The following is a 25,574-nucleotide window of genomic DNA, read 5'->3' on the forward strand; positions in this document are numbered from 1 at the left end:
CCGAACTCAGTAGTGAAACGCAGTATCGCCGATGGTAGTGTGGGGTTTCCCCATGTGAGAGTAGGTCATTTCCAGGCACCTAATTTATGAGAAAGCCCGTTGCTAACGCAACGGGCTTTTTTCGTATATACGCTTCGCGATGACTAATCCCGATGTCCGTCGATAATTATCCATTCTATCTCGACACTTCCGCCATCCATGGCGGTCGCCCGAGGCTAAGCCTGGCTCCCAGCTTCGCGAGTACCTCTCTTCGCGTTAATAAAGCCCTGAAAGTTTCGCTTCCATAGCGGACTTAATTAACCCCATGTGTTCCCTTCGGGAATACGAATAGGTCATTTCCAGGCGCCTAATTTATCTCGAGTGAGATGGGATAAATCCCTAGTACTTCGTGTTAGGGATTTTTCGTTTATGCTGCAAATATAATTTTAGTGTCATTTTGTCCAAGATTTTATTCTTTTGAACACTGCAACATAATAGGTGAGTTCATTCTTGTACTGCAGTTTCTGTTATCGTTTGTATTTGCTTAGAAGTCTGATAATCGTTAGTCACTCAAGCTTTTGCTATCAATAAGTGATAAAGCGCTCAAAATCGCTGAATAAGCGAAGCCTGTCTCAGTTTACTTAATCAACTCATAATATTCGCATCTACCTGCAGGCACCTTGATCAAAATAAAGCTTATTTAAAGGTTCACCCTTTATAATGTATGACATTTTTTGATTGTTTGACACTTTGTTATTTTAGTGAATTTCTTAGGTATTTGTTTATGAACATGTTTTACGATGGGTATTGGCAAAATTTGATTGCAGAATCAATTGAGTCCTCACTCTTATCCGTTGCAATTTATAAGTTCAATAAACGTAGCCAGCAAGCTGAATTATTAGGCAACTCTTTGTCTTCTGTCGCAGAAAAGTCACAGCATGATGAATATGCGTGTCAGATTTTGCAGGGAAATTATAAACAGCAATCTAAATCATCATCCAGATTCTTACATCATATCGATCTACGTTCTAGCACAAATGAGCTGATAGGCTGTATCACTTATGCAATAGAAGCTACTCAAGGTAATGCTTGTCAGCATGCCATCATCCAACAATTAACGGCATTATCAAATCAGGCTCAACATTATTTATCTGCATTTAATAGTCATGGTGATTTACCTAAATTTAATTTGATTGGGAGTAATAGTGTTGATTCAATTCAACTGCAGACTTTTATTGATTCATTTCATGAGCAAATATGGATTAAAGACCTAAAAGGCGTCTATATCGCTTGTAATCAAAGTGCTTTGCAAACATTTGCCCATATTGATAATTGTATTGTGGGGAAAACAGATGACCAGATATTCCAGCCTGATGAAGCTGAAAAGTTTATCAATAGTGATCGTCAAACTCTGCTAAGTGGAAACAGCTCAATTGTCTCAGAGCAATACTCTCATACAAAGCAATGGACTGAGACACTTAAGGCGCCATTAAAAGATCCAGAAGGTAAAACGGTCGGCATCATTGGAATGACACGAAATATTGAGCAATATAAGGAAGTTCAAGATCAGCTTTTTTTAGCTGCAAGTGTTCTAGAAAATGCATCACAGGCGGTGGTTATTACAGATTGTGAAGGCATTATTACTGATGTTAATAACGCATTTACTCAGATTACAGGCTATTCAAAGAAACAAATAATAGGTAAAAACCCTAGAATACTGAAATCAGGCTTACAAGATGCCTTATTTTATCAGCAAATGTGGCAGACGCTCATTGAAGAAGGTAAATGGCAAGGTGAGTTTTGGAACCGTCGCAAAGATGGTTCAATTTATCCTCAAACATCAACAATTACTGCAATTTATGGTGATTCAGGCTGTGTCCAATATTATTTTGCCGTGTTTTCAGATATTTCAAATCAAAAGAAAAATGAGGAGCTGCTTACTAATCTAGCCTATTTCGATGCGCTGACCCAATTACCCAATCGTGTGAAGTTTACATCCACGTTAGAACAAGAGGTAAATGTTGCCCGACGCAATGAAACGAGCTTAGCTGTTATTAGTGTAGACGTAGATTTCTTTAAGCAAGTCAATGATAGTCTTGGCCACCTTGTCGGTGATGAAGTCATCACAGAACTCTCAAAGCGCTTAGCCTCTGTCATTCCGGAACACAGTACGCTAGGTCGTGTTGGTGGTGATGAGTTCAATATTCTGTTACCTAATGCTGAAAATGTACTAAGCAATATCACATCCTTACGGAAGGTTTTTAAGCAACCATTTGATCTTGGTGAAGAGCAGTCAATCAAATTGACCGCAAGCATGGGTATAGCCTTGTTTCCTGGTGATTCTGATAATCACAATACATTAATGAGCCATGCAGCTTCAGCGACATACCGTGCTAAAGCGAATGGTCGTAACTGTTATGCTTTCTTCACTGACGCAATGACTCTTGAGTCAATTGAGCAGCTAACACTTCAAAACGCATTGCATCATGCCCTCAATAATCAAGAGTTCTTTTTGGTATATCAACCTAAAGTGTGCTTAATGACAGGAACAACGGTTGGTATTGAAGCACTTTTGCGTTGGAAACACCCTAAGCTCGGTTGTATTTCACCGGCAAAATTCATTCCTATTGCAGAGAGAATTGGCCTAATATCTGATATTGGCGATTGGGTGATGCAACAGGCTTGTCGACAAGCTGCGCAATGGCTGCAACAAGGAAAACACTTTGGTCGAATATCGGTTAATGTGGCAAGTCTGCAAATTCAGCAAGCTGGTTTTGTTGATAAAGTAAGTGAAATATTGCTGCAGGCTCAATTGCCAGCTGAGTATTTTGAGATTGAAATTACCGAATCTTGTATGATGAATGATCCAGATTCCATTATTCGTGATTTAAAATCTTTGGGGCAATTGGGCATCAATCTGAGTGTAGATGACTTTGGTACTGGCTATTCTTCAATGAGTTATTTAAAAAAGTTACCCATAGATATACTCAAAATCGATCAGTCTTTCATAAAAGATACTCCCCAAGATATTCATAATGCAGCGATTGCAAAAGCTGTCGTGGCACTTGGACATGCATTGAATTTACAGGTGATTGCTGAAGGGGTTGAAACTGAAGCACAAGCTGATTTTCTGCGTGGTTTAGGCTGTGATTGCGCTCAAGGATATTTGTATAGTAAACCTGTAAAGGCCAGTTTAATTGGCGACTATTTAATTTAACCCATTGATATCAAATAGTAAAAAAGCGACAGTTTTTCATTGTCGCTTTGTATCTAGTATTGGCTAATATACTCAATAGAATCGTTTTTAGCGTGTATTAAGCATAGGTATCTATACCGTCGTTACTGTCACTGGTTGCTTGGGTAATCTGCGTTAGCGTTTCCAGAAATACATTGCCAATATCTTTATTTGATAATGATTGTGTTTGTGGCTTCAATTCATCCAATGCCATTTTTAACTCTTCATGCTGCTCTTTAGTCATATTACTCAGCATTTGCGAAATTTGCTGTTGTTCTTCATCTGTCAATGCCGAAACCGCATCCTCTAAGCCTGGCGGCGTTGCCCCTGGAGGAGGTGGTGGCGGTGGGCCGCCTTGTGGTCTTTGAGCTGATTCTGATGCGATTTGAGTGTTTGTATTCATAACATTTATTGAGCTTGAGTTGATTTGCATACTAACCTCTATTATTTTTTGAACGACTAGGTCTTGAATGCCCCTCGGGAACCGCGACTAGATCGTCCCCCATAAGTTGGCAAGTGGCAGTAACTTCTTCGCCCTTAGGTGTTGTTATAGTGACTTGATCAGATTCGGATTTATCAACACAAATATCAAATGCCTCTTGTGGCGGTTTCCTCATTTGTCTTTGTTGCTCTTGTGCCACTGTTAACGTTGGGCAGAGTAATATGAGGCCAAACACTGTTAGTCGACTTAGTTTGTTATGCATTTTGCTGTCCTATTTAACGTCAATTTGACATTCAATGTAGCAATCAAATAAGTAGAAACTGTGCAGAAATTAAGGATTTTCATAATTATTGTTGAATGCGCTGAAAACTATTGAAATACTCATGAAATCAGCAAGGCAGCCTTATACCTTGGTTAATACATAGCTTTCTAAGGGCGAAATCACATCAAAGGACAGCACAAATGAATGTAACTCAAAAGCTATTTTTAGCCTTTGTAGGATTAACGAGTGTTGTATTAGTGGCAACGCTATCCCTTGCACGTTGGAGCTTTGATCTTGGGTTTGTTAATTACATTGAGTCGTTAGAGTATGAGAGGCTCGCTGACTTATCTGAATCATTTAGTGAACTGTATGGGCAGTCGTCCGAAGATTGGAGCAACGTCTCATCTACTCAATATCGTGAGATTTTACGTACGTTTGCGCCAGGGGGACGACAACTGCCTAGGCGAGGGCCACGTCAGGCAGCTTCACCTTCAGATAGCAGTCTTGAGGATATTGCTGAAACAGCACCTAATATCCGGCGAGGTCCACCACCACACTTGAGGGGGGATCTCGGGTTACCTCCACGTAGATTTGGCCCCCCTACAGCAATATATAATATTGATGGAATGAGGCTGGCTGGTAACAAGATACTAGATTTAGAAGAGAGTATTAGCGTCCCTGTTCTATTTAACCAGCAAGCTGTAGCGTATTTGTATAGCGACCCTATGGCGAAAACAGATAGTATTTCTGCTCAAGCATTTTCTCAACAACAGCTAATGACAAGCTTGGGAATTGGCTTCTTGTCGTTGTTATTAGCAAGTGTCATTGCTTGGCGTTTATCTCGATTTTTGTTAGAGCCAGTACAAAAGGTTGCTAATGGTATTTCGCATCTGTCTAAAGGGAATTTCTCAGAACGATTTAGCGTCGAAAGGCAAGATGAATTAGGTCAATTAATGAATGATATTGACCATCTAGCCATGATACTCGATAAAAATCGCACCGCTAAAAATCGCTGGTTTGCTGATATATCTCATGAGTTACGTACTCCATTGACTATTTTATGTGGCGAAATTGATGCCATCAACGCAGGTATCCGCCCCTTTGAACATCAGCAACTGGCTTCAATAGAAGCTGAGGTGCTTAGAATTAAGCATTTAGTCGATGACTTATATCAATTGTCACTTTCTGATGTGGGTGGTTTAAAGTATCACTTTGAGCCAGTAGACATGGAACAGTGCATCAATGAGGTGCTTGTTGCATTAAGTTCTCAAATTGCAACTCAATCAATGGAAGTGAGATATCAGTCTCACACACCGAGCAGAGTGAGCGGTGATAAAATGCGCTTACACCAATTGGTCAATAATGTGATTTTAAATGCGCTAGCTTATACAGATAGTCCCGGTCAACTCATGATTGAGTTGACGACTAGAGGTAACCAATTATTGATCGTATTCAATGATAGTGCACCAAGTGTCGCTACTGAGGATTGTGAATTATTATTCGCCCCTCTTTACCGCCAAGATAGTGCTAGAGTCAGGAGAACCAATGGTGCTGGTTTAGGTCTTACTATTTGCAAACAGATCATCGAAGCACACGGTGGCAGTATCTTGGCAATGCCTTCAACCTTAGGTGGTTTGTGTATCAAGATGACTTTACCTTTATCGAAAGAGCACTAATAAATGAGTTCCACGTATTCCAATATTACTGTATTAATCGTCGAGGATGAGCAAAAGATAGCGCAAATTTTAGTCGACTTTTTGTCGCTCGATGGCTTTAAAACGCGAGTTTTACATGACGGTGCGGACGCTGTTGATGTCATTAAATCTGGTGAAGTTGATTTTGCAATTCTTGATTTGATGTTGCCACATAAAGATGGCTTAACTATCTGCAAAGAAGTGAGGCAGTTTTCTACCATTCCAATTTTAATGTTGACGGCGAGAGTAGAAGAGATTGATCGGTTAATTGGATTAGAATTTGGGGCTGATGATTATGTTTGTAAGCCTTTTTCAGCTAGAGAAGTCGTCGCGAGAGTGAAAACCATTATTCGTAGAATAGAAACTGAACCTCAGAACAAAGAAAGTGTGATGACTTACAAACATGTTCAACTGAATATCAATCGATTTAAATGTTACTCCGCTAATGTAGAAATCGATTTAACCCCTGTCGAGTTCAGGTTACTGCACAGCCTACTGAAACGACCTGGTGTAGTGCATTCAAGGGATAACTTAATGCAACTATGCTACTCAGACGATCGGATTGTTAGCGCTCGCACAATTGATAGTCATATTAAAAACATACGCGCTAAGTTAGCGGTTGATGAAATTAACGGGGAGCTAATCCACGCTATCTATGGCGTTGGCTATAAGATGGAGTAATCGTCATAACTGAATTTCATTTTAGCCACTTGAAAACTCGCTCCTTGAGCTGCTTTTGTTTAGAATAGCCATGATTTCAGATTCCCTTTAGCCGTTTGCTATTTGGGAACACACACTAAGGTGGACTGTTTTTCTGCCTAGGAGCATGTATGCAACTGTTTGTAAAAGACCTAACCGTAATTGATTTTTCTTACCTTTGCCCACTCAGAGGGATGGTAGGAGAAAGTTGGATCGTCGATGTTCTGCTAGATGGCGGACTAGACGAGCAGAACATGCTGTTAGATTTCTCCAAAGTTAAAAAAACCATCAAAAATACCATTGATGATGTGGCCGATCATCGCTTACTCATTCCAACAGCATGTAATCATGTACGCTGGCAACAGCAAGGTGAAAGAGTGTGGATGGATTTTGAAAGTGACAAAGGTTCAATTCATCTCGCTTGCCCTTCTCAAGCATTTGCATTAATCCCTACAGAAGTCATTGACTTTGAGAGTGTTAATACCTTTCTTCAAAAAGCATTAAAAGAAGCCCTACCTGATAATGTTCAAGGCGTGAGTTTGACCCTGCGAAATGAAGTGCTTGATACGCCGTATTATCATTACAGCCACGGTTTGCGTAAGCATGATGGTAATTGCCAACGCATAGCGCATGGCCATCGCAGCCCTGTTACCGTGTTTGAAAATGGCGTGGCCGCCCCTAAGTGGGACGAATATTGGGCAAAACGTTGGCATGATATCTATTTAGCCTCCACTGAAGACGTTGTTGCCGTAGATTCACTGTCATTGTCGGCGCAAGCTACTGCAACAGATAGCTCCCATTATGGTTTTCATTATCAAGCACCCCAAGGGGATTTTCAGCTTGCAATGCCAAAAGATTGCTGCGACATAATTCCACATGATACGACAGTAGAATTACTCGCCGAGTTTATGGCGACAAGTTTGCTTGAAATGACGCCAACTAGTGATTTCAAGGTGATTGCGTTTGAAGGGATAGGTAAGGGTGCTATCAGCAGCAAACAAGCTGTCAGTTAATTAAAGGAATACATCATGATGAATAAGCTTATGGCTTTCGTTGCAGTATTACTGTTGTTGGCCGCTAATCAATCATTTGCTCAGGTCAGTTTTCAGGGCAAGTTTGAGCAAGGCTCCCTCGTGAGAGGAACGGTGGCTCCTGGCACCAAGGTGACGCTGAATGGTGACGATGTGCGTGTTACGCCGCAAGGTCAGTTTGCGATAGGATTTGAGCGTGAAGCCAAAGCTGAACAAGCGCTAACACTCACTTACCCTGACGGGCTAACTGAAATTAAACGCCTTAAGATTGCTAGCCGAGACTATAAAATTGATCGCGTTGAAGGCATTCCCAAAAAAATCATGAAGCCTAACCCTGAAGCTCAGCAGCGAGCGGCTAAAGATGCCAAACAAGCGCGAGAAGCTAGAGGGCAGTTTATTGAGTCAGACGCTTTCATGCAGGACTTTATTTGGCCTGTCACTGGCCGTATATCTGGTGTTTATGGTTCACAGCGAGTGTATAACGGTAAGCCTGGTAATCCTCATTTTGGTGTTGATGTTGCTAGGCCGACAGGTACCGTTGTTGTCTCTCCTGCCGATGGTGTGATTACCTTGTCTGTACCAGATATGTTTTACTCCGGCGGAACCATGATTATTGATCACGGCTATGGTGTAAGCTCGACATTCTTACACTTAAGTAAATTGTATGTGCAAGACGGTGAGCAAGTTAAGCAAGGCCAACCTCTGGCTGAGATTGGTGCAACAGGGCGTGCAACAGGGCCACACCTTGATTGGCGCTTGAATTGGTTTCAAATGCGCTTAGATCCCGTAACGCTTGTGCCGCCAATGTCGCAGGTGCTTGCGGCAGAAAAAGCGGCTAGTCAGTAATCACGAGAAACGATAGAAAAAACAAAGGCGCAGAGTGATTCGCGCCTTTTTTATTTGCTAATTTTTGTATCTCAATTTATAAACTTATGGATATTGCTCAAACCACCACAAGATATGAGCGACTTTTGACATCAAGTTACTTGGTCGTTTGTAAATACCATGAGGTGCATCGGGAATTCTGACCATAGCCGTGTCGATGTTTCTTAGCTTTAACGCTTGGTAATATTGCTCAGTTTCGCCGATAGGTGTTCTTAAATCTGCTTCTCCAGTCAACAACATCGTCGGTGTGTTCACTTTACCCACATAGCTGATTGGAGAAAGCTTCATATAATGTGCAGGGTCTTCCCATGGCATTTTTTCAAACCAGTTTTTGATAACAAAGCTATGGATATCAGTCGTTAAGGTGAAGCTAATCCAGTTAATCACCGGCTTGGCAACCACAGCAGCTTTAAATCTATCAGTGTGGCCAATAATCCACGCGGTAAGTACACCACCACCTGAGCCACCCGTGACATAAAGCTTGCTAGTGTCGATGGCCTCAGTGGCTATCACGCCATCAACCACACTCATCAGATCATCATAGTCTTGGCTAGGATAATTATTATGAATACTTTGTGCGAATGCTTTGCCATAGCTGTCGCTACCACGAGGGTTAGCATAGACGACGACATAGCCTTGCGCTGCCATAAGTTGTACTTCAGCAGAAAAATGTGGCCCGTAATTGGTGACGGGGCCGCCATGGATTTCTAAAATCAGCGGGAAGCTTTTACCTTTGGCTTTTTCCGTTTGGTAATTAGGTGGAAGTGCCACCCACGCTTGGATTGGCTGTTGATCATAAGATGACTTAACCGTTAACGGTTTAATGTCGGCCAGTTGTTTGTGCGCTAATGCATCTTGGTTTAGTTGGGTAAGTTTTTTGGTTTTACCTTTACGGCTAATGGCAATATCTGCAGGACGTTGTGGATCTGAATAGGTGAATGCAACAGTGCCATTATGGGATACATCAAATTGCGCGCCACTGTATGGTCGTCCAAATGCTAAGCCACCTAATTGCTTGGCGACTTGTTTGCGCTTACCTGAAATAGGTTGGTAGTTTACATAGGTTTCACCATGGTCATGATAACTAAAGTAAACCCCTTTACTGTTATTTGCCCAAGTGATGCTATTGACTGTTCTATCAAGGTTTTCAGTCAAAGAACGCTTATTACTGCCATCACTATTCATGATAAACAGCTCTGTGTTTTCATAGTTTTTGTAGTTTTGCTTTGAACTTAGGTACGCAATGTACTGGCCATTTGGCGATACTATCGGGCTTGTATCTGTACCTAATTGCTGAGTTAGCTGCTGCACTTTTCCATTGATTAAATTCAAACTAAAAATATTACTGTTAGTCCACTCTTGCTCGCTTTCATCTAGCTCATTGATGGCGTAAACAATCGTATTACTGTCAGCACTCCAACTAATATTGCTGTTGTGATCCGTGTTGGCGAAAGTGACTTGTTTAGGGCTGCCACCATCAGCTGACATGACAAAAATTTGCTGATTACCATTTTTAAGATTACCGACACCATCAAATCGATAATAAACACTATCGACAAATACCGCGGGCTTGGCCCAATCTGCATTGGCAGGTTTTCCTGGTAAGGTCACAACGGGTTTAGTGGCAGTCGGAACGAACATGGTGAACGCTAACTGTTTACCATCAGGTGACCACACGACAGGGCTTGGTCGACTTGATAGATGAGAGATTCTTGCACTATGGCCGCTATCAAGCCATTTTATATGAATTTGCGCCGAACCTGTTTCATCTGAAATATACGCCAAACGTTGATTATTTGGCGATAACGCTGGGGCATAGTCATTTTTTAACCCAGTAGTAATAGGGCGCAAGTCTCCATCTTGATCCACAGACCAGATGTTGGCCAACTTTCTGTCGCTATTTATATCCATATAGTTGCGCACAAAATACACCTGCTCAGCATCATTGCTAATCACAGGGTGAGATGCATACTCAAGAGTAAACACATCTTGCAATTGCAAGGTTTCAGGTAAGGCGGGGTGTTGCTTTTCGGCGGCGTTTAACGGTGGTGATACTGCAACTGTTGCGGCTGTAAGGCCAGAAAGAAGTACAGCTAAGCATAATGTTTTCATTATGGAATTCCATGCATATGAGTGAAGGCATATTTGCTAACGTGTTTAAGCTAACAAAGCAAGCTTACTTAATAAACTGATGTGAATTTGTATTTACATTTAATTTGCTATCAGTATATTACTAACCAGGCTGGTGCTTTGTGAATCGCAGCTAAAACTAGAATCACAACTACGACTAGAATCACAACTACGACTAGAGTCACAATGACAGCCACAGTCAACACTCAGCATGAAAATGTTAACTTCATTTTGATGTGTTAAAGCAGTTATATCTTCAATTTTCAGGTTATGGCGGACAAAATGCAGAACAAGATGCAGAAAAAGAAATCGTTCAACAATAAAGGCTTATCACTCACTTCGGTGGCATTGTCTATTGGTATTATGGTAATGAGCCCTTTGGTGAGCGGCAGCGCCATCGCTGAAACTAAGGTGATCCATGCGGGTGAGTTGCTCACTATTCCGGGAAAATCACCTTTAAAGCAGCGCACTGTTGTTATTGAAAATGATGAAATTGTGGCAATTGAAAAAGGTTATGTGAAAACGGATAAATATGGTGCAGATGCCAAGTTAATTGATTTGTCAGACAGTTTTGTTATGCCTGGTTTGATGGATATGCATGTGCATTTGCAGATGGAGTTTGGCCCACATAATACAGAAGAAACAGTTAAGTTATCTGATGCTGATTACGCTATGCAAAGTGTTAGCTACGCCAAAGCGACATTGCATGCCGGTTTTACTACAGTGCGTGATCTATTGAGTAAACCCGAGCAAATGTATGCCTTAAGAGACGGTGTTGAAAAAGGTTGGATTGAAGGCCCACGCATTATTGCTGCTGCAGGTATTTCTATTACCGGCGGGCATTTAGATGCCGATGGTATGGCACCTGATTTATTAGCAATGAAGTCACCTGATACCTTATGTGATGGGCCTTATGAGTGCCGAAAAGCGACACGTCATGCGATTAAGTACGGCGCAGACATGATTAAGGTAGCCTCAACAGGTGGTGTACTTTCAGATACCGATACAGGTACTGGACAACAGATGACAGATTTAGAGCTGAAAGAGATTGTAGAAACAGCGCATGGTCTTGGGCGTAAAGTAGCCAGTCATGCTCATGCAACCGCGGGTATTAACGCAGCATTACGTGCTGGCGTTGATAGTGTTGAGCACGGCAGCTATGCCGATAAAGAAACCATTAAGCTATTTAAGCAAACCGGCGCTTACTTAGTCCCGACTTTGCTTGCTGGTGCAACTGTGGTTGAAATGGCTGAAACTTCAGACTTTATGTCTCCTGCGATTAAAGCAAAAGCCATTCGCGTCGGGGCGGATATGCTAGAGAACTTCTCTAAATCCTATAAAGCAGGGGTGAAGATTGCCTTCGGTACAGACTCAGGTGTATCCACCCATGGCTTAAATGCCCATGAGGCCGTTCTGATGAACCAAGCGGGTATGCCGGCAGCTGAGATTTTGAAAACAGCGACAGTGAATGGCGCTGATCTCATCGGTATGAGTGACAAATTAGGGACGTTAGAACCTGGGAAATATGCAGATATTATTGCGCTCAAAGTGAGTCCACTAGAGGATATCAGTGCATTATTGGATGTGAGTTTTGTGATGAAATCTGGGACGGTTTATAAACAATAAGCTTATTTTAGCTTTAGTTTATTCTTAACTTATTTTGGAGACTGCTTTGGTCACCTCTTTTATTGGTAAGAGTGAAATGCTGATACTTTCGATTTAGCACCACAGTGTATCCTTTTCAAACTTCGTTTGGATTAACGTCGTGGCGCTTCGCCCACACCCGAGTCAAGGGAGGAAGCGCTTGCCTCCCTTAACAAACCCTCAGCGCCCCAACCAAGTTATTCTTTCAAAGCGAATAAGCTTCATACTCCAATAAAAATACCTAACAGCTCAGATGGCACATCCATGTGCCCCTGAGCCTTAACCATCATCCATGATGGTTATACGGAATTTTTGCCTACGTATTTCAGCAACTTGGAATGGGGAATAACTGTAGACTGCGACATTGTTGAAATGTAACACTTATCTTCACGGTTAGCATTCTACTATTAAAGAATAACCTGCAGGTTCAACTGATTCCCTTGGAAGCGCCACGACGTTAATTGATATGGATAAAAACTTGAATACACCAAGTTTTCACACTTTGCGCATTTTACCAGATGGTGTATTGGTTCAACCTTTGTTAACTTAATGAAATACAAATAGTTAACCGTGCGCATATTTCAAGGTATTCAGAATTAATGCGCATTAATCCCATTATGTGCGCATGCGCACTATACAAATGTTAGCACTCAGGAGGAGTCATGAGAGATTTGGGGTTAATGGGAGAAAGTGCCTTTTCTCTTTGGTGTGGCGATGCAGGAATAATTCCTAATGGTTCTCAAATAGATAAAACTGGTTGGGATTTTTTTGTAGAATTCCCCTTCAAAAATGAAAACGATTCAGACAAAGTTCACAACGCAGCTTTAGAATGCAAAGTTCAAGTCAAGGCAACAGATAAAACTGAACGAAAACTCTCTATAACTTTATCTAATCTCAGGCGTTTAATTACGGCACAAATGCCTTCTTTTTTTGTGTTTATTGAATTTGGAGGAGCTCCTTCAGCACAAGATGCATACGTAGTTCATGTGGATAATGAGTTAATTTCAAAAGTATTAAAAAGACTGCATGAATTAGAGCAAAGCGATAAAGAAAACAACTTTAACAAAAGAACAATGACAATCAATTATGATGAGAGCCATAAGTTAAACTCTCTAGATGGGGAATGTTTAAAAAGCAAACTTGAAGAATATATTGGTTCCAATATGGCCGCATATGTTGCAAATAAAAAGCAACACTTAGAAAAATCGGGCTTTGAAGATGGGTTTGCTCAAATGATTTTTACAACAACCGGTGAAGAAAACCTTAAAAAGTTAATTGATGTTTCGATTGGAGCTGAAAAATCTGTTGATATTAGTACCTTTTAAGGAACTAAAACTCGCTTTGGCATATTAAGTAAAAGCCCATTTATTGATTCTATAGATGGAAAGCTAGAAATGCCCAACTTAAAACCTAATTCAGTTGGGATTATTAAGTTTAAAGAAAAAAAATTGTCACCTGGACTCTCTTTTAAATGTCGTTTATTTAATTCTCCATTTAACTCTTTCGCCTCAAAAGAGCTTTGGAAAATGAGAGTTGAAGGTGATTTCTTTGATTTAAAATTTAATCCTTTTACAGGTGAGGCTACGTACTCATTTTCTTTCGGTGAAGGAGTGAGACTCCCTGTTCATGATTTTAGAAATGCTATCAAACTATTGTCGCTATTATCCTCTTCTGGCGAAAATATTTTAGCTGAATTTCATTTTCCCAATTTACCTAGACTTGAATTTAAAGTCGGTTGCTCAAATCAAAATTTTGACTTTTCTAATGAAATAAAAGCATTAGACTCTTCAGTTAAACTAATATCTGAGTTTGATGTAACGGAAGTTGTTGATATAACGTTTGATGAAATATCAAACTATTCTCAAGAAATATGTCAGTTAGAACAACTGTTAAATGTGCCTAACGAAAGCTTAAAGGTTGAATTTGGAGTCAATGGTGAAGGTTTCGATAAAGAGAAATCGTGCGCGTGTATATTCCTGATTAACGCACCTGTAGGAAGTCATTATTTTGGTTTGTTTCTTGTCGTTATAGGAAGCGTTACTGAGATTGAAGAAGCTAGATACCGTTTGGATATTTCAGAGTTAGTAATTGAAGATAAGTTTGTTTCAAATGTAAATGAGGTTTTAGAAAATGAGGATCTCGTGGCAGTCATAGAACAAATTGAAGAAAAATATGATAAGGATTACTCTGTAGTCACTATGTTCGATAAAAAGTGCTAACAAGTCACTTAAAAGGACAAAAAAACAGCTGGCCGTGCTCGTGCCTCGCTGATTTTTGCCAACACTTTTTTGCCTCTTTGTGAGGCGTTAGCATTGTGAAACAGAATAATTAACCAAGGTAATAGAAAATTGAAAATATATTTATCAGGAGAAATTCACACGGATTGGCGCAATAAGATTATTTCCGGTTGTGAGGAGAAAAACCTAAACGTGACCTTCATATCTGCGAACACAGATCATGCGTCTAGTGATGCTGCTGGCGACTGCTTGGGTGCGGAAAGTAAGCAATATTGGCGAGACCACAAGTCTGCGAAAGTCAATGCGATCCGTATTCAAACTGCTATTAAATCATGTGATCTAGCCATTATTCGATTTGGCGATAAATACAAACAATGGAACGCAGCTTTCGATGCTGGTTTTTGTGCAGCACTAAGCAAACCTTATATTACCTTGCACGATGAAACTCTAATTCACGCGCTTAAGGAAGTTGACGCCTCAGCTCAGGCTTGGGCGACATCGACAGAGCAAATTGTTGAGCTGATAGCTTATACAACTGGGGCGCTGTAAGCCCCAAAAAGCGTTTAAGAGCAAGTGCGCTGGCTTCGCTTCGCTCAAGTGTAGGTCTAGGTATTCCGTACCTTAATGCGGCATTAACCTCACACCTTACTGCTCTTGTTCACTAGCTATAATCGCTTCAATACTATGAGGGTGAACTTTGACACACAAACCTTGGTGTTTAAAAGCAATGGTGGGGTTTGCTAGGCGTTCATTGTCGCCTTGTGGGGAGCTGAGCTTCACTTTGATTGCTGTTTTTCCTGTAATAACATCGGCTAAATTTGGCACTGCTGCTATGAGTGCTTGGCTCAGTTGTTCACAGGTTTGTGCGCTCGATGGCAATACCAGTTCAATGTGTTCCCAACCTTCTTGTGGGTAATGCTTATCTGAAGGAAAGGGCAGTTCAACACAATCCGTAGCGCCTGACTCAAGTTGTAATGGCGTATTAAGCTTAATGATTAATATCGGTCTGCCATTAATCATATTGTTAGAGATGATTTCACCGTGCTGGCTAAATTCCTCTGCCAACGCTTCAGCGGTGCTTAATTGATTGACGCGTAACGCGGTATGATCGCAGTCTAGTTTGAGTTTATCTAATCCAAGCTCAGTCACAAAAGCATTGATACGACTTGAGAATGCAGGCCATGTTGCTTGCAGTTGGGCATAGTTCATCGAGTGTTCCATATGATAGTTTTGCTTGGTTCAATGCTGTTGTTTAACAGTATCGACAATTGGATTCATTAGACAGTTTTTATAGCTATTTACAAGCTAAGGCCAAATTTCAATGGGGGTGCCAGGCTCAATCATCTGCCATAACTCGTCCATTTCTTTGTTGGTGACGGCAATACAGCCATTGGTCCAATTATATTTTTGTTGCTCAATTGGCGATAATTTTGAATTGGGGTTTTCACCGTGGATCATGATAAATCCGCCAGGACTGATCCCCAATGCTTTAGCTCTTAATTTGTCTTCATCGTTAGGGTAGGAGATATGAATCGAGCGGTAAAAAGCACTGTCTGATTTTTTGTAATCAAGAATGTATCGACCTTGTGGTGTGCGCTGATCACCTTCAGTTAACTTATGCCCTTGGGGAGCATCGCCCATGGCAATTCGGTAAGTTTTGATGACTTTGCCTTGCTTTAGCACTTTCATTTCTGATGCAGATTTATTAACGATGACGAGGTCAACCTTGGTGTTTTGTATGGCTGACATTGCTTGGGCAGATGTAGCATAAAGCGAGCATGCAAATAGAAAACAAAGGTAAAACAAACAACTAAGGTGGCGCATTATTTCTCCTAATCGATTTTTTATTGTTATTAATTAATTTGTAAGAGTAAAATCGATTTTATCGTGTATCTGGTAATGATTTTACCGATGTGTGCATATAATTGAAATTAATAAGATCATTTTTTAGGTTATTTTTCGAGTAAATAGTGAGTCACTATGCCAAGTCCAGCTGAAAACGACACGCAATTAAAACAAACTTTACGACAGGTCATTTTTGGCACGCAAACCTCTGCAGGGCGAAAGTTCGATATTGTTTTAATGATTTGTATTGTGCTGAGTGTCAGCTTGGTCTTACTCGACACCATCGAAGCGGTTAATAAACAATATGGCGATGTCATACGTATTGCAGAGTGGGTGTTTACTGGCATATTTACCATTGAGTATATCGTCCGTTTATATTGTTCAATTAACCGCTGGCATTATGCGCGCAGTTTTTTTGGTGTGGTCGACCTTGTGTCTATTCTACCTAGCTATTTGGCGTTATTTTTCCCGGGTGCAAATTTTGCTTTGGCGATAAGAGTACTTAGGTTATTTAGGATTTTCAGGGTACTCAAATTATTAAGGTATTTAAGTGAAGGCAATATCCTGCTTAGAGCAATGGTGATGTCGAGCCGTAAGATATTTATCTTTTTCTTTTCCGTCAGCCTGATCGTTTTAGTGTTAAGTGTCATCATGTATGTGGTTGAGGGGCCACAGCGAGGGTTTACTTCAATACCTAAATCAATGTATTGGACAATTGTGACCATCACCACCGTGGGATACGGAGATATTACGCCGCAAACACCACTGGGACAGGCGATTGCGTCGGTCACTATGTTGATAGGTTATTCTATTTTAGCGATCCCGACCGGCATTCTTACCGCAGAATTGTCTAATGAGATGGTTAGAGAACGAGATTTGAGAAAGTGCAGTAACTGTGGTCATCGTGGCCATGATACTGACGCCGAGTATTGCAATCATTGCGGCACAGAATTAGAAACATCGCCATTAAGTGAGCAAGATTAAGGAAAATAATGACCACTGCCAAGTTTGTTGAAGGTTCAATATTACGTCACATACTGGTGATGAGCTCAACTGCAGCCGTTGGCATATCAGCCCTGTTTGTTGTTGATTTACTGGATATCTTTTTCTTAAGTTTGCTGGGTGAGCAAGAGCTTGCTGCTGCAGTGGGGTACGCGGGAACCATATCATTTTTTACCACATCAATTGGTATTGGCTTATCCATTGCCTTGGGCGCGTTAGTATCAAAATCTGTTGGTGCAAAGCAAACGGCTCTCGCTAAGCGACTATTTTTAAACAGCGCCGTGGTGACCTTAATCACCAGTGTACTGGTTGCCGTAATTGTATTGATGTTCATTCCAGAAATATTGCAATTAATTGGTGCCACCGGTTATACCGCGGAACTGGCCAAAAGTTATCTTTATATATTAATCCCTTCATTACCCATTATTGCGTTGGCCATGGCATTAGGCGGCGCGTTACGTGCGGTGGGAGATGCGAAGTTATCTATGTACTCTACCTTAGCGGGTGGTGGGGTGAATGCCGTTTTAGACCCGATATTTATCTTTATGTTTTCGATGGACATTGAAGGCGCGGCATGGGCTTCAGTGTGCGCTCGAATTGCCGTGTTAGTGATTTCAGGTCATGGTGTGGTGGTGAAACATCAACTCATGGGCAAGTTTAACTTCAACGAGTTTGTTGAGGATTTACCGACTATTTTTGCTATTGCTGGCCCTGCAATGTTAACCAATATAGCCACACCCATTGGTAATGCGGTAGTGACCAGAGCGATTGCTGACTTTGGTGACAGCTATGTTGCTGGTTGGGCTGTATTAGGCCGACTTATCCCAGTGACATTTGGTATGATCTTCGCGCTATCTGGCGCCATTGGCCCCATTGTCGGGCAAAATTATGGGGCGAATAACTATCAGCGAGTGAGACAAACACTCACTAAAGCAATACAGTTTTGTACCGTTTATGTGTTAGTGATGACTGTGCTGTTGTTCTTATTGAGACATCAAATTGTGTCGGTATTTGATATGCAAGGTGATGCGGCTGAACTGATTATTTTCTTTTGCCAGTATATGGCTGTTTTCTTTGTGTTTTCAGGTATTTTATTTGTCGCCAATGCGTCTTTCAATAATTTGGGTAAAGCCAAGTACTCCACATTGTTTAACGTGGGTAAGGCTACGGTTGGTACCATTCCGTTTGTGTATGTTGGCGCTCAATTAGGTGGTGTGTACGGTGTATTGATTGGTCAAGTCATCGGCTCTATTTTGTTTGGTGTCATTGGGGTCATTGTCGCTTATCGATTAGTGGATAAATTAAGTGAGCATGCCAGTGAGTTTACAACACCTGATCAGCAGGATAATAAGCAAGCGGTTAACGACGATGGTGCTACAACAACCAATGTCGATCCGCTTAAGACACCAGAGACTGTGGTGACATCGTCTCCTTTGTCTTCTGCCTGTGTGCAAATGGCGCAATTAGATGAAAAGCCTTATTGTGAGCAATTGGCTAATGAAGCCGAGCAAGAACAAACAACAAAGCCAGACAAAGACGGCACTAAGTAGTTACTTTTAAGGACTCTACTAACAATAAAAGCACCCTAAGGTGCTTTTATATAAGCTAGTCGATTTTGTCATTCGATTTTGATTAGTCTATTTCGATTAGTAGACTAGGCGATTTATGAGTTTGTTTCAGAGGCCGTTTCTGAGTCTACTGTTTCTGTTTCTGTTTCTGTTTCTGTTTCTGCTTCTGCAGCAGGTGCGACTTCTACAGGCTGTTGTTCAGCTTGCTCCATCTTTGCGCGCTCAGCTTTAGAAATATATCTTTCTACAGGCTTATTTGAAGGATTAGGTTGCGACACTTTATTCTTTTTGGCTTTGGCACGCTTCGCCATCTTTTTATTCATCTGCTGTTTTCTGTTCATGTGTACAACTCTCTAAATTTCGGTCGCTAGACGCTGTGGTCATCGCTATAAATGCATCAGATATTATGACTATGGGTGACGTGTCTTTGAAGCGTCAATGTGAAAGCCAAAAAGAGTATGACTCTTTTTTTGTAACCTGTGCAATTGCTGGAAGATAATCGGTAAATTGTAACACGCAATAGGGCGAAGTGGGTAAGTAGACGGTAATTGAGTTAACCCGTGGTTTAATCTTTGCCTTTAAAAATGATTAATAGGTGTTTTAGTAAAGAGGAGCAATTAACTGCTTAACTAACCTTAGTTAGGCTTAGTTAGGCAGCTTAATGATGGGCATAGTTAATCTGCGAACTTTTGTATATCTTGCTCAGTGGCACCTTCATTACACTCACCTCTAATTTCAGCGCGGTCAGTGACAACATAGCGACTAAGTTCAATATATCCTGTGCGGCAATAACCTGTCATGGCTAAGGTTTTATCCAAACCGAGTTGCACATTTTCTTCCCAAGCTTCTCTTTGTTCTTCTCTTCGAGCTTGCTCACGTGCATAACTTCTGGCGTCTTGTTTACGACGGTTCACCCGTTGAGAGTGGGGTAAACCTTCATCAAGGTTTCTTTCTGTGGACGTGGCTAGCCGTGCAGTATAGGTGAACAGCTTGATTTCTTTGCCTTTTATTTGGGTGGTAAATCTATCGGTAAACTGACCTGCGAATTCTTCAGGATCTATTGGGCTTGAACTACAAGCTGAAAGCAAGATACAGACAATAGGTATACTAATTAGATTGCGCAAAGTGGTGTCTCTTATTATTAGTGAGGTTTAAGCATACCTAAAATTAATTTAGCTGCCTATAACAAAGCCGGACATATGTTCGGCTTTAAGTTTATTTACACTATTCGAAAGGTGCTATGTCTTTATGCAAATCTTTGATTGAGATAATCGATGATTGCTTTAGATTCATACATCCATTGAGTTTGACCATTCTCAACAATTTTCAAGCAAGGGACTTGTACTTTGCCGCCTTCTTTTTCTAGCTCAGACTTGATAGTTTCAATTTTTGCGTCACGGATTTCTATATTGATACTCTGACGGCGCATTTCTCGACGCACTTTTACACAAAACGGGCAAGCCTGATACTGATATAAAGACATGTTTTTCGTCTGAAGATCAATTGTTTGTTGCTCTGTTACAGGTCTTTGGCGTTGCTTTGGTGAAAAGATAAAATTTAGCAATAAAATAATCTTTCCTAGTATCCAACGAATAATAAACATGTGGTCTCTTTAAGTGTTATCTATCTTAAAGGCGGATTCTACTTGATGTTCGTCACACTTTAAAGTGGCGCCGGTTAATTGGCATCTAGGGTGATGTTAACCATTGCTGCATCAGTGGCGTAGTTAATTCTACTCTCTACGATGAACACTCGACTAGGATCCACTTGATTCGTGTCAACAAGATACGCCTTAACGGCATCAGCACGTTGCTGAGCAAGGCTGCCTAATTCTGACTCTGTTACATCAGTCGCTTTCAATAATAGGTTATACATGGTGATTCGAGTTCGCTCAGCCAGTTGTTTAGCGTCAATATCTGGTATTTCAGTCTGTATGGCTTGCTGAATTTCATCTTGTGAGTTATCGCTTATTTGCTGGTTAAATAAGGCTTCTAATGCATCAACAATTGGCCCTGATTCCGGGATTTGACTGGCTGCCATTGGCAACACAACATTGTTATCTTTTATTTGAGCTTGCTGAGCTAATTGGTTAGCAAGCTTTTGACGTTTGAGAGCCTGACTGTCATTCACACTATCGACGGCCCCTTTTAAGCTCAACATTAATAATGGGCGGTCAACCAGCACACCGGCAAGTGAGGTTAGGTTTTGTTGTTGATCTTCATCCAGTGTGACTTGTCCTGCTGCAAATTGAACCTGACTTAAATCATCTTCATCACCGTCAATCAGGCCCGCCAATAATGAAAATGGTGCAGTGACGGCTTTGGTGATCACATTGGTCATCGCTTGTAAGATAACACCACCGAAGCTAAAACTTGGCGAATCCATATCACCTTCAACATCAACACCTAAATCAATGACACCATGCCGGTCTTGTAATAAGGCAATCGCTAAGGTCACAGGTAAGCTGGTTGCAAGTGAACTATTGCTAGGTTTACCTAATTCCAATTGATTAATTACCACATGATTACTGCCCTGCAATTGATTGTCTTCAATTTGGTATTTCAGGTTTATTGAAAGCTGGCCTTTATCAATGTAATAGCCGGCATAAGTACCTGAATATGGATTAGCAGAAGTGAGCTCAACTCTATCAAAGTTGAGGTTGAGGTCTACGTAGGGTTTCTCTAGCAAAGGATTGACTTCACCCTTAAGGCTCATCGGCGCGTATTTATCAATTTTACCCTCTAAATCGACTTTGGCTTTGCTATCTGTTTGGGTCGTCAAGTTAGATATTTTACCATTTAGCATCTCGATAGCTGAGGCAAAGTTAGGGGTTAAACTATTATCCGCAAAAAAGGCTGAGCTGTTATTGATGTTGATGTCATTTATCGACAGTGCAACAGGCTTACTTTCACCCTGCACATTGCTAGTAGAAGTGGCTGAAGCAACAACCTCTGAATTACTGTTCTGATGTTGTGTGGCGTTATTTTCAGTTTCTTCGGACTCCGTTGTTTTTGGTTCAGAGGCTTTTGCTTCAGTTGCTTGTTGAGCAGGATCTTCAAATAAATGATTTACATTGGTCGTGCCATCTTCTGCAATAACAAAGCGACCAAATAACGCTTCAAAATTCACTTGGTCAATCAATAGTTGGTTTGCGTGTCGGTCGAAATCAAACTGGTTTATCGTCATGTTTTGCCAATTAACCAGTCTGGTTTTCAATAAGTTATCATCAATATTGAGTTGTTCAATTTGAAGGTCGCCTGTTACCTTCACATTGTCTGTTTGGTCTTGGTTTGTGGCAGGTAATAGAGTGACAAGCCCTTTAGTTGAGAAAGCGCCATCACTTAATGTGATGTTGATATGAGGAGCGATGTATCTTTGTAAGTCGGGCAGTGCAAATGATGCTAGTTCAAAATTGACTTGTCCTGCGAGCGAACTCGGCTCTATGTTACCTGTGACGTTCAATGTTCCCTGTTGGTTGATTTGGGCTGATAATTGATAGTCAATTGCAGCGGCTAAATCAGAGTGAATTTCGCCTGTAGTAACATTGATATTTTCGATATCCCAAATGATGGGGTTTTGAGTTGCGACTGATTCGGTAATACTCATATTTTGGTTGCTTAACTCAACAGCTGCAAGACTTATAAGCCATGGGCTGCTATCAGGCTTACTTCCATCCTTCGTCTTTTCTTCGCTGTTCTTCTTCGCATTTGTTTTAACTTCAGCCTTTGCCGAAGAGCGGGTAACGGGGTCATTTGAATTAGGCCATTTAGGCGTGAATAGCTTAACTAGGCTTACGCCTGAGTCATCTATCTGGGTATTAACCTGACTGTTGTTAACGTAGAAACGCTCAATCTCAATATTTTGTGTTTCATTGTTGAGGTTAAGGTTATCAAGGCCGAATGAATCAATGGTGATTACAGATTTAGGCTGAGATTGTGCCTGCCAATCCATTTGATTGATGGAAAAGTCAGTGTTGGTGATATAGGCATATATCTGCTTGTCTGGTTTCGATACCGTCGCTGAAGAATGCTCTATTGTTTTCTCAACCGATGGTTGCTCTGCCAGCTTGGTTTCTTGTGCGAGTAAACTGGATTCTTTGAGTAATATGTTGCTGGTTAAATTGGCTTTCGCAGAGGTCAGCTGAACATCTACATATTGCTCTACTAATGCGAAATAATAGCTTAAATCAAATTGTGTCAATTCAAGCTTTGTATCAAGGATGAATGGGGCTAGCTGCAGTTGACCATCCAATACTAATTGGCTGTTTGCTGCATCTTGGAGCTGAAATGAAAATGCATTTAATGCTGACAAAGTTTGGGTATTTGAAGATGGCTTGTCTTGAGGTTTTATTGCTGCACGCGTATTAAACTCACTCACTGATAAATTGATTTGAGGGTAGCGTAAGTGAGTTGCAGAATGCTTATCTTCAATTTCTAATTGGCCATCGTTAATATTCAGTTTCTGCACAGTTAATGGAAAAATGGATGTATTTTCGTCTGAAGCATATGCCTCTGTGCTTGTTTCAGCTTGATTGGCTAGGTGCTTGATGATGTCATCAAAACTGAAGCTAAATTGTGTTGTTGATGAAAGCTGCGCGACTTTTATCGCTGGTTGATTGAGGTAAACCTCATTTACAACGACTGAAAAGCTAGAAAGTGAACGCCAGAAGCCAATATCAACATAGAGGCGGTTGAATTCAAACAATGCTTGGTTGCTATTGTAAAGCTGACCTTGTGCTATCGAGAATTGATTGGCCGTGATTTCAAACGTGAAGGGGTTAACACTGACTGATGCAATGCTTACATCACGATTCAGCATTTGCGAGAGTTGCTTAGGTAATTGCTGCGTGACTATATAAGGTAAAATAAGTCCAACAGTGCTCACAAATACTAAATAGGTTACTGCAAAATAACTCAACCAACGTTGGTAACGAGGTCGATTAAAAAAATTAGCGGAAAGATTCACTAGAAACTGCTTCATTGCCTAGGCCAAAATTATCCATGTAGAGTAGGTAGTTTAAACAAATGTAACCTAAAACGCTGCAAAATTGTTGTACAGTTTTTACGTGGACAAATGTTAATCGATTGGTTAGTATTCGGTTAATGCACAACATCTAATGGATAGCCCCGTAAAATGAGTTGTGAAAAATATATCGTCAATATATTCAAAGTTTTACTGTTTTCTTTTCTGCATACACGAATTAGAGTATGTTGTGCTTTCTAATGATTATTCAAGGATGAAAAATGCAAATTCGCCTCGCTGCTAGTACTGATATAGAGCCGTTGAGCCATTTGTTGAACCAATTTAGGCACCAACTAGGGCAAGAAAAAGATTTTCAAGCCTGTCGAATGTTTCTTATTAATCGCATAGCTGAAAATGACACAATCATTTTCGTTGCTTGCCAAGACAGCAATATCATTGGTTTTATCCAGCTTTACCCCTCTTTTTCGTCTGTTTACTTAAAGCCTGTTTGGTACCTTGAAGATACTTTTGTCGTGGAAGAGTATAGAGGGCGTGGAGTGGCAAGGAGCATGATGGACAAGGCGAAGCAATTAGCCGACGGCACTGAAGTCATGTTTGTGACTCGCGATCATAAGCATAAAGAAGAGTTGTTGTTATAAGTTACTTTTAAAAGAGTACAATAGCCCCAATTTCACTCACAAACTCAGATAGTTTTGATAAAATGTCTGAGTTTTTTTATTGAGGTAACTGAGTTGAATAAAAGTGTAGTGACAAACTTTCTCGCGGCAGCATGCGTTGCGCTCGGGTATGGATTGCAGCAACCTATCGTGTTAACCGTAGGCATGTTTGCCTTATCTGGAGCCATAACTAATTGGTTAGCAATTCATATGCTTTTCGAAAAAGTGCCTGGTTTATATGGCTCAGGTGTTGTGCCTTCACGGTTTGAAGAGTTTAAAGCAGGTATTCATCACTTGATGATGAATCAGTTCTTTACTCAGGAAAATATTGACCGTTTTTTAAATTCATCTGATGCGAAAACTATCGATTTAACGCCCGTGATTGATAAAGTGGATTTAGAGCCATCGTTTGACGCGTTAGTTAGCACAGTAGAACAATCATCATTGGGTAATATGCTGGCAATGTTCGGTGGTGCCGAAGCGCTTACACCATTAAAAGAGCCATTTATCGACAAGATGAAACAGTCTTTGGTGGAGCTGACTCAAAGCGAAGAGTTTAATCACATCTTAGTTAATGAACTGGAACGCCCTGATGTGTTAGCTGACATGCAAGCAAAAGTGGCCAATATTGTTGAACAGCGTCTTAATGAATTAACGCCTGAGTTGGTGAAACAAATCGTACAAGATATGATCCGTACCCATCTAGGCTGGCTGGTTGTTTGGGGGGGCGTATTTGGTGGTTTGATTGGTTTGATTGCCGCTCTTATACAGTAGCTTATTAGCTTTATTAACTTATTATTTAGTTTCATAGCACCATATAGATTACAGCATGAAGCTTTTGTAAGTACTTGGCCAAATAACGAGGATTGACTATGACTCAGCATAACAGCATTAATTATTTAGAGATCCCTGTGAAGAACATTGAACGCACTAAGGCTTTTTTCAATCGTGTGTTTGGTTGGCGCTTTCAAGATTATGGCCCTGAGTACACCTGTTTTTTGGATGTGGGGATAGACGGTGGTTTCTACACTGCAAAAGAATCGTTTAACTTAGATAAAGGCTGCGCGCTAATTGTGTTATATAGCCTATCACTAGAAGATACTATGGCTGCTGTGCTTGATGCTGGTGGCGAAATCATAAAAGACACCTTTTCATTTCCGGGTGGCAGACGTTTTCATTTTGCCGATCCAAATGGTAATGAGTTTGCAGTTTGGTCTGAATAATTAATTTGCATTGCTTTACAGAAAGAAAACGCTCAAGAGTTAACTATTTTCAATAGCCA

General features: G+C 40.8%; 23 protein-coding genes and 1 rRNA gene. 15 read left to right on the forward strand and 9 right to left on the reverse strand.

Annotated elements, in window-relative coordinates:
* Together rrf and ACHUGF_RS17400 are read left to right on the forward strand one after the other, a co-directional pair.
* A 5S ribosomal RNA gene (gene rrf / locus ACHUGF_RS17970) occupies positions 1-77 on the forward strand; the annotation flags it as partial.
* Positions 78-763: 686 nt separating this feature from the next.
* Positions 764-3,196 carry a putative bifunctional diguanylate cyclase/phosphodiesterase gene (locus ACHUGF_RS17400; protein WP_394133140.1) on the forward strand — a complete coding sequence of 811 codons (2,433 nt, stop codon included), beginning with the start codon at positions 764-766 and terminating at the stop codon, positions 3,194-3,196.
* A 97-nt stretch (positions 3,197-3,293) separates the two neighbouring features.
* Here the strand turns inward: ACHUGF_RS17400 and ACHUGF_RS17405 are convergent, their stop codons facing one another.
* Together ACHUGF_RS17405 and ACHUGF_RS17410 are read right to left on the reverse strand one after the other, a co-directional pair.
* A complete protein-coding gene (locus ACHUGF_RS17405; RefSeq protein ID WP_394133142.1) occupies positions 3,294-3,617 on the reverse strand; it encodes a hypothetical protein in 324 nt (107 codons plus the stop codon).
* Between the two features lie 31 nt (positions 3,618-3,648).
* Positions 3,649-3,918 carry a hypothetical protein gene (locus tag ACHUGF_RS17410; RefSeq protein ID WP_394133144.1) on the reverse strand — a complete coding sequence of 90 codons (270 nt, stop codon included), beginning with the start codon at positions 3,916-3,918 and terminating at the stop codon, positions 3,649-3,651.
* 200 nt (positions 3,919-4,118) lie between these two features.
* Between ACHUGF_RS17410 and ACHUGF_RS17415 the strand changes: the two genes are divergently transcribed.
* The 4 genes from ACHUGF_RS17415 to ACHUGF_RS17430 all read left to right on the forward strand — a co-directional run bounded on the left by ACHUGF_RS17415 (position 4,119) and on the right by ACHUGF_RS17430 (position 8,188).
* Positions 4,119-5,594, forward strand: coding sequence for an ATP-binding protein (locus tag ACHUGF_RS17415; RefSeq protein ID WP_394133146.1), 1,476 nt, complete (start codon positions 4,119-4,121; stop codon positions 5,592-5,594).
* Positions 5,595-5,597: 3 nt separating this feature from the next.
* Positions 5,598-6,293, forward strand: coding sequence for a response regulator (locus ACHUGF_RS17420; RefSeq protein WP_394133148.1), 696 nt, complete (start codon positions 5,598-5,600; stop codon positions 6,291-6,293).
* Between the two features lie 149 nt (positions 6,294-6,442).
* A complete protein-coding gene (locus ACHUGF_RS17425) occupies positions 6,443-7,324 on the forward strand; it encodes a 6-carboxytetrahydropterin synthase (protein ID WP_394133150.1) in 882 nt (293 codons plus the stop codon).
* An 18-nt stretch (positions 7,325-7,342) separates the two neighbouring features.
* On the forward strand, positions 7,343-8,188 hold the full coding sequence (locus tag ACHUGF_RS17430; RefSeq protein ID WP_394133196.1) for a M23 family metallopeptidase: 846 nt from the start codon (positions 7,343-7,345) through the stop codon (positions 8,186-8,188).
* Between the two features lie 84 nt (positions 8,189-8,272).
* On the opposite strand, the gene ACHUGF_RS17435 is transcribed toward ACHUGF_RS17430, so the two are convergent.
* The gene (locus ACHUGF_RS17435; protein WP_394133151.1) at positions 8,273-10,339 is read right to left on the reverse strand and encodes a S9 family peptidase; all 2,067 of its coding nucleotides are present in this window, start codon (positions 10,337-10,339) and stop codon (positions 8,273-8,275) included.
* A 381-nt stretch (positions 10,340-10,720) separates the two neighbouring features.
* Between ACHUGF_RS17435 and ACHUGF_RS17440 the strand changes: the two genes are divergently transcribed.
* The 4 genes from ACHUGF_RS17440 (at position 10,721) to ACHUGF_RS17455 (ending at position 14,787) form a co-directional block, all read left to right on the forward strand.
* Positions 10,721-11,983, forward strand: coding sequence for a metal-dependent hydrolase family protein (locus ACHUGF_RS17440; protein ID WP_394133198.1), 1,263 nt, complete (start codon positions 10,721-10,723; stop codon positions 11,981-11,983).
* Positions 11,984-12,663: 680 nt separating this feature from the next.
* On the forward strand, positions 12,664-13,326 hold the full coding sequence (locus ACHUGF_RS17445; RefSeq protein ID WP_394133153.1) for a hypothetical protein: 663 nt from the start codon (positions 12,664-12,666) through the stop codon (positions 13,324-13,326).
* Between the two features lie 69 nt (positions 13,327-13,395).
* Positions 13,396-14,220, forward strand: a complete 825-nt coding sequence (locus ACHUGF_RS17450; protein WP_394133154.1) for a hypothetical protein — start codon at positions 13,396-13,398, stop codon at positions 14,218-14,220.
* Between the two features lie 129 nt (positions 14,221-14,349).
* Positions 14,350-14,787: a YtoQ family protein gene (locus tag ACHUGF_RS17455; protein WP_394133155.1), complete on the forward strand. Its 438-nt coding sequence runs from the start codon at positions 14,350-14,352 to the stop codon at positions 14,785-14,787.
* A gap of 96 nt (positions 14,788-14,883) precedes the next feature.
* Here ACHUGF_RS17455 and ACHUGF_RS17460 read toward each other — a convergent pair whose 3' ends face one another.
* Positions 14,884-15,459, reverse strand: coding sequence for a VOC family protein (locus ACHUGF_RS17460; protein WP_394133156.1), 576 nt, complete (start codon positions 15,457-15,459; stop codon positions 14,884-14,886).
* Between the two features lie 84 nt (positions 15,460-15,543).
* Positions 15,544-15,987: a L,D-transpeptidase family protein gene (locus tag ACHUGF_RS17465; RefSeq protein ID WP_394133200.1), complete on the reverse strand. Its 444-nt coding sequence runs from the start codon at positions 15,985-15,987 to the stop codon at positions 15,544-15,546.
* Positions 15,988-16,218: 231 nt separating this feature from the next.
* Between ACHUGF_RS17465 and ACHUGF_RS17470 the strand changes: the two genes are divergently transcribed.
* Positions 16,219-17,067, forward strand: a complete 849-nt coding sequence (locus ACHUGF_RS17470) for an ion transporter (RefSeq protein WP_394133157.1) — start codon at positions 16,219-16,221, stop codon at positions 17,065-17,067.
* An 8-nt stretch (positions 17,068-17,075) separates the two neighbouring features.
* Positions 17,076-18,635, forward strand: a complete 1,560-nt coding sequence (locus ACHUGF_RS17475) for an MATE family efflux transporter (protein WP_394133158.1) — start codon at positions 17,076-17,078, stop codon at positions 18,633-18,635.
* A 113-nt stretch (positions 18,636-18,748) separates the two neighbouring features.
* On the opposite strand, the gene ACHUGF_RS17480 is transcribed toward ACHUGF_RS17475, so the two are convergent.
* The 4 genes from ACHUGF_RS17480 to ACHUGF_RS17495 all read right to left on the reverse strand — a co-directional run bounded on the left by ACHUGF_RS17480 (position 18,749) and on the right by ACHUGF_RS17495 (position 23,633).
* Complete coding sequence (locus ACHUGF_RS17480; RefSeq protein ID WP_394133159.1) at positions 18,749-18,994, reverse strand: DUF2986 domain-containing protein; 246 nt, start codon at positions 18,992-18,994, stop codon at positions 18,749-18,751.
* Between the two features lie 333 nt (positions 18,995-19,327).
* Positions 19,328-19,777, reverse strand: coding sequence for a hypothetical protein (locus ACHUGF_RS17485; protein WP_394133161.1), 450 nt, complete (start codon positions 19,775-19,777; stop codon positions 19,328-19,330).
* 122 nt (positions 19,778-19,899) lie between these two features.
* On the reverse strand, positions 19,900-20,256 hold the full coding sequence (locus ACHUGF_RS17490) for a glutathione S-transferase N-terminal domain-containing protein (RefSeq protein WP_394133163.1): 357 nt from the start codon (positions 20,254-20,256) through the stop codon (positions 19,900-19,902).
* Positions 20,257-20,330: 74 nt separating this feature from the next.
* Positions 20,331-23,633 carry a DUF748 domain-containing protein gene (locus ACHUGF_RS17495; protein ID WP_394133165.1) on the reverse strand — a complete coding sequence of 1,101 codons (3,303 nt, stop codon included), beginning with the start codon at positions 23,631-23,633 and terminating at the stop codon, positions 20,331-20,333.
* A gap of 263 nt (positions 23,634-23,896) precedes the next feature.
* Between ACHUGF_RS17495 and ACHUGF_RS17500 the strand changes: the two genes are divergently transcribed.
* The 3 genes from ACHUGF_RS17500 to ACHUGF_RS17510 all read left to right on the forward strand — a co-directional run bounded on the left by ACHUGF_RS17500 (position 23,897) and on the right by ACHUGF_RS17510 (position 25,515).
* The gene (locus ACHUGF_RS17500) at positions 23,897-24,274 is read left to right on the forward strand and encodes a GNAT family N-acetyltransferase (RefSeq protein WP_394133166.1); all 378 of its coding nucleotides are present in this window, start codon (positions 23,897-23,899) and stop codon (positions 24,272-24,274) included.
* 93 nt (positions 24,275-24,367) lie between these two features.
* Positions 24,368-25,066: a DUF445 domain-containing protein gene (locus tag ACHUGF_RS17505; protein WP_394133168.1), complete on the forward strand. Its 699-nt coding sequence runs from the start codon at positions 24,368-24,370 to the stop codon at positions 25,064-25,066.
* 98 nt (positions 25,067-25,164) lie between these two features.
* Complete coding sequence (locus ACHUGF_RS17510; RefSeq protein WP_394133170.1) at positions 25,165-25,515, forward strand: VOC family protein; 351 nt, start codon at positions 25,165-25,167, stop codon at positions 25,513-25,515.
* The last annotated feature ends 59 nt before the right edge of the window (positions 25,516-25,574 follow it).

It is taken from the genome of Shewanella maritima (genome assembly GCF_043643735.1).
GTDB lineage: Bacteria > Pseudomonadota > Gammaproteobacteria > Enterobacterales > Shewanellaceae > Shewanella > Shewanella maritima_A.

Bases quoted from the DNA above. Each gene is read 5' to 3' on its own strand.
- ACHUGF_RS17400 (WP_394133140.1), top strand. From the start codon at position 764: ATGAACATGTTTTACGATGGGTATTGGCAAAATTTGATTGCAGAATCA.
- ACHUGF_RS17405 (WP_394133142.1), bottom strand. From the start codon at position 3,617: ATGAATACAAACACTCAAATCGCATCAGAATCAGCTCAAAGACCACAA.
- ACHUGF_RS17410 (WP_394133144.1), bottom strand. From the start codon at position 3,918: ATGCATAACAAACTAAGTCGACTAACAGTGTTTGGCCTCATATTACTC.
- ACHUGF_RS17415 (WP_394133146.1), top strand. From the start codon at position 4,119: ATGAATGTAACTCAAAAGCTATTTTTAGCCTTTGTAGGATTAACGAGT.
- ACHUGF_RS17420 (WP_394133148.1), top strand. From the start codon at position 5,598: ATGAGTTCCACGTATTCCAATATTACTGTATTAATCGTCGAGGATGAG.
- ACHUGF_RS17425 (WP_394133150.1), top strand. From the start codon at position 6,443: ATGCAACTGTTTGTAAAAGACCTAACCGTAATTGATTTTTCTTACCTT.
- ACHUGF_RS17430 (WP_394133196.1), top strand. From the start codon at position 7,343: ATGAATAAGCTTATGGCTTTCGTTGCAGTATTACTGTTGTTGGCCGCT.
- ACHUGF_RS17435 (WP_394133151.1), bottom strand. From the start codon at position 10,339: ATGAAAACATTATGCTTAGCTGTACTTCTTTCTGGCCTTACAGCCGCA.
- ACHUGF_RS17440 (WP_394133198.1), top strand. From the start codon at position 10,721: ATGGTAATGAGCCCTTTGGTGAGCGGCAGCGCCATCGCTGAAACTAAG.
- ACHUGF_RS17445 (WP_394133153.1), top strand. From the start codon at position 12,664: ATGAGAGATTTGGGGTTAATGGGAGAAAGTGCCTTTTCTCTTTGGTGT.
- ACHUGF_RS17450 (WP_394133154.1), top strand. From the start codon at position 13,396: ATGCCCAACTTAAAACCTAATTCAGTTGGGATTATTAAGTTTAAAGAA.
- ACHUGF_RS17460 (WP_394133156.1), bottom strand. From the start codon at position 15,459: ATGGAACACTCGATGAACTATGCCCAACTGCAAGCAACATGGCCTGCA.
- ACHUGF_RS17465 (WP_394133200.1), bottom strand. From the start codon at position 15,987: ATGTCAGCCATACAAAACACCAAGGTTGACCTCGTCATCGTTAATAAA.
- ACHUGF_RS17470 (WP_394133157.1), top strand. From the start codon at position 16,219: ATGCCAAGTCCAGCTGAAAACGACACGCAATTAAAACAAACTTTACGA.
- ACHUGF_RS17475 (WP_394133158.1), top strand. From the start codon at position 17,076: ATGACCACTGCCAAGTTTGTTGAAGGTTCAATATTACGTCACATACTG.
- ACHUGF_RS17480 (WP_394133159.1), bottom strand. From the start codon at position 18,994: ATGAACAGAAAACAGCAGATGAATAAAAAGATGGCGAAGCGTGCCAAA.
- ACHUGF_RS17490 (WP_394133163.1), bottom strand. From the start codon at position 20,256: ATGTTTATTATTCGTTGGATACTAGGAAAGATTATTTTATTGCTAAAT.
- ACHUGF_RS17495 (WP_394133165.1), bottom strand. From the start codon at position 23,633: ATGAAGCAGTTTCTAGTGAATCTTTCCGCTAATTTTTTTAATCGACCT.
- ACHUGF_RS17500 (WP_394133166.1), top strand. From the start codon at position 23,897: ATGCAAATTCGCCTCGCTGCTAGTACTGATATAGAGCCGTTGAGCCAT.
- ACHUGF_RS17510 (WP_394133170.1), top strand. From the start codon at position 25,165: ATGACTCAGCATAACAGCATTAATTATTTAGAGATCCCTGTGAAGAAC.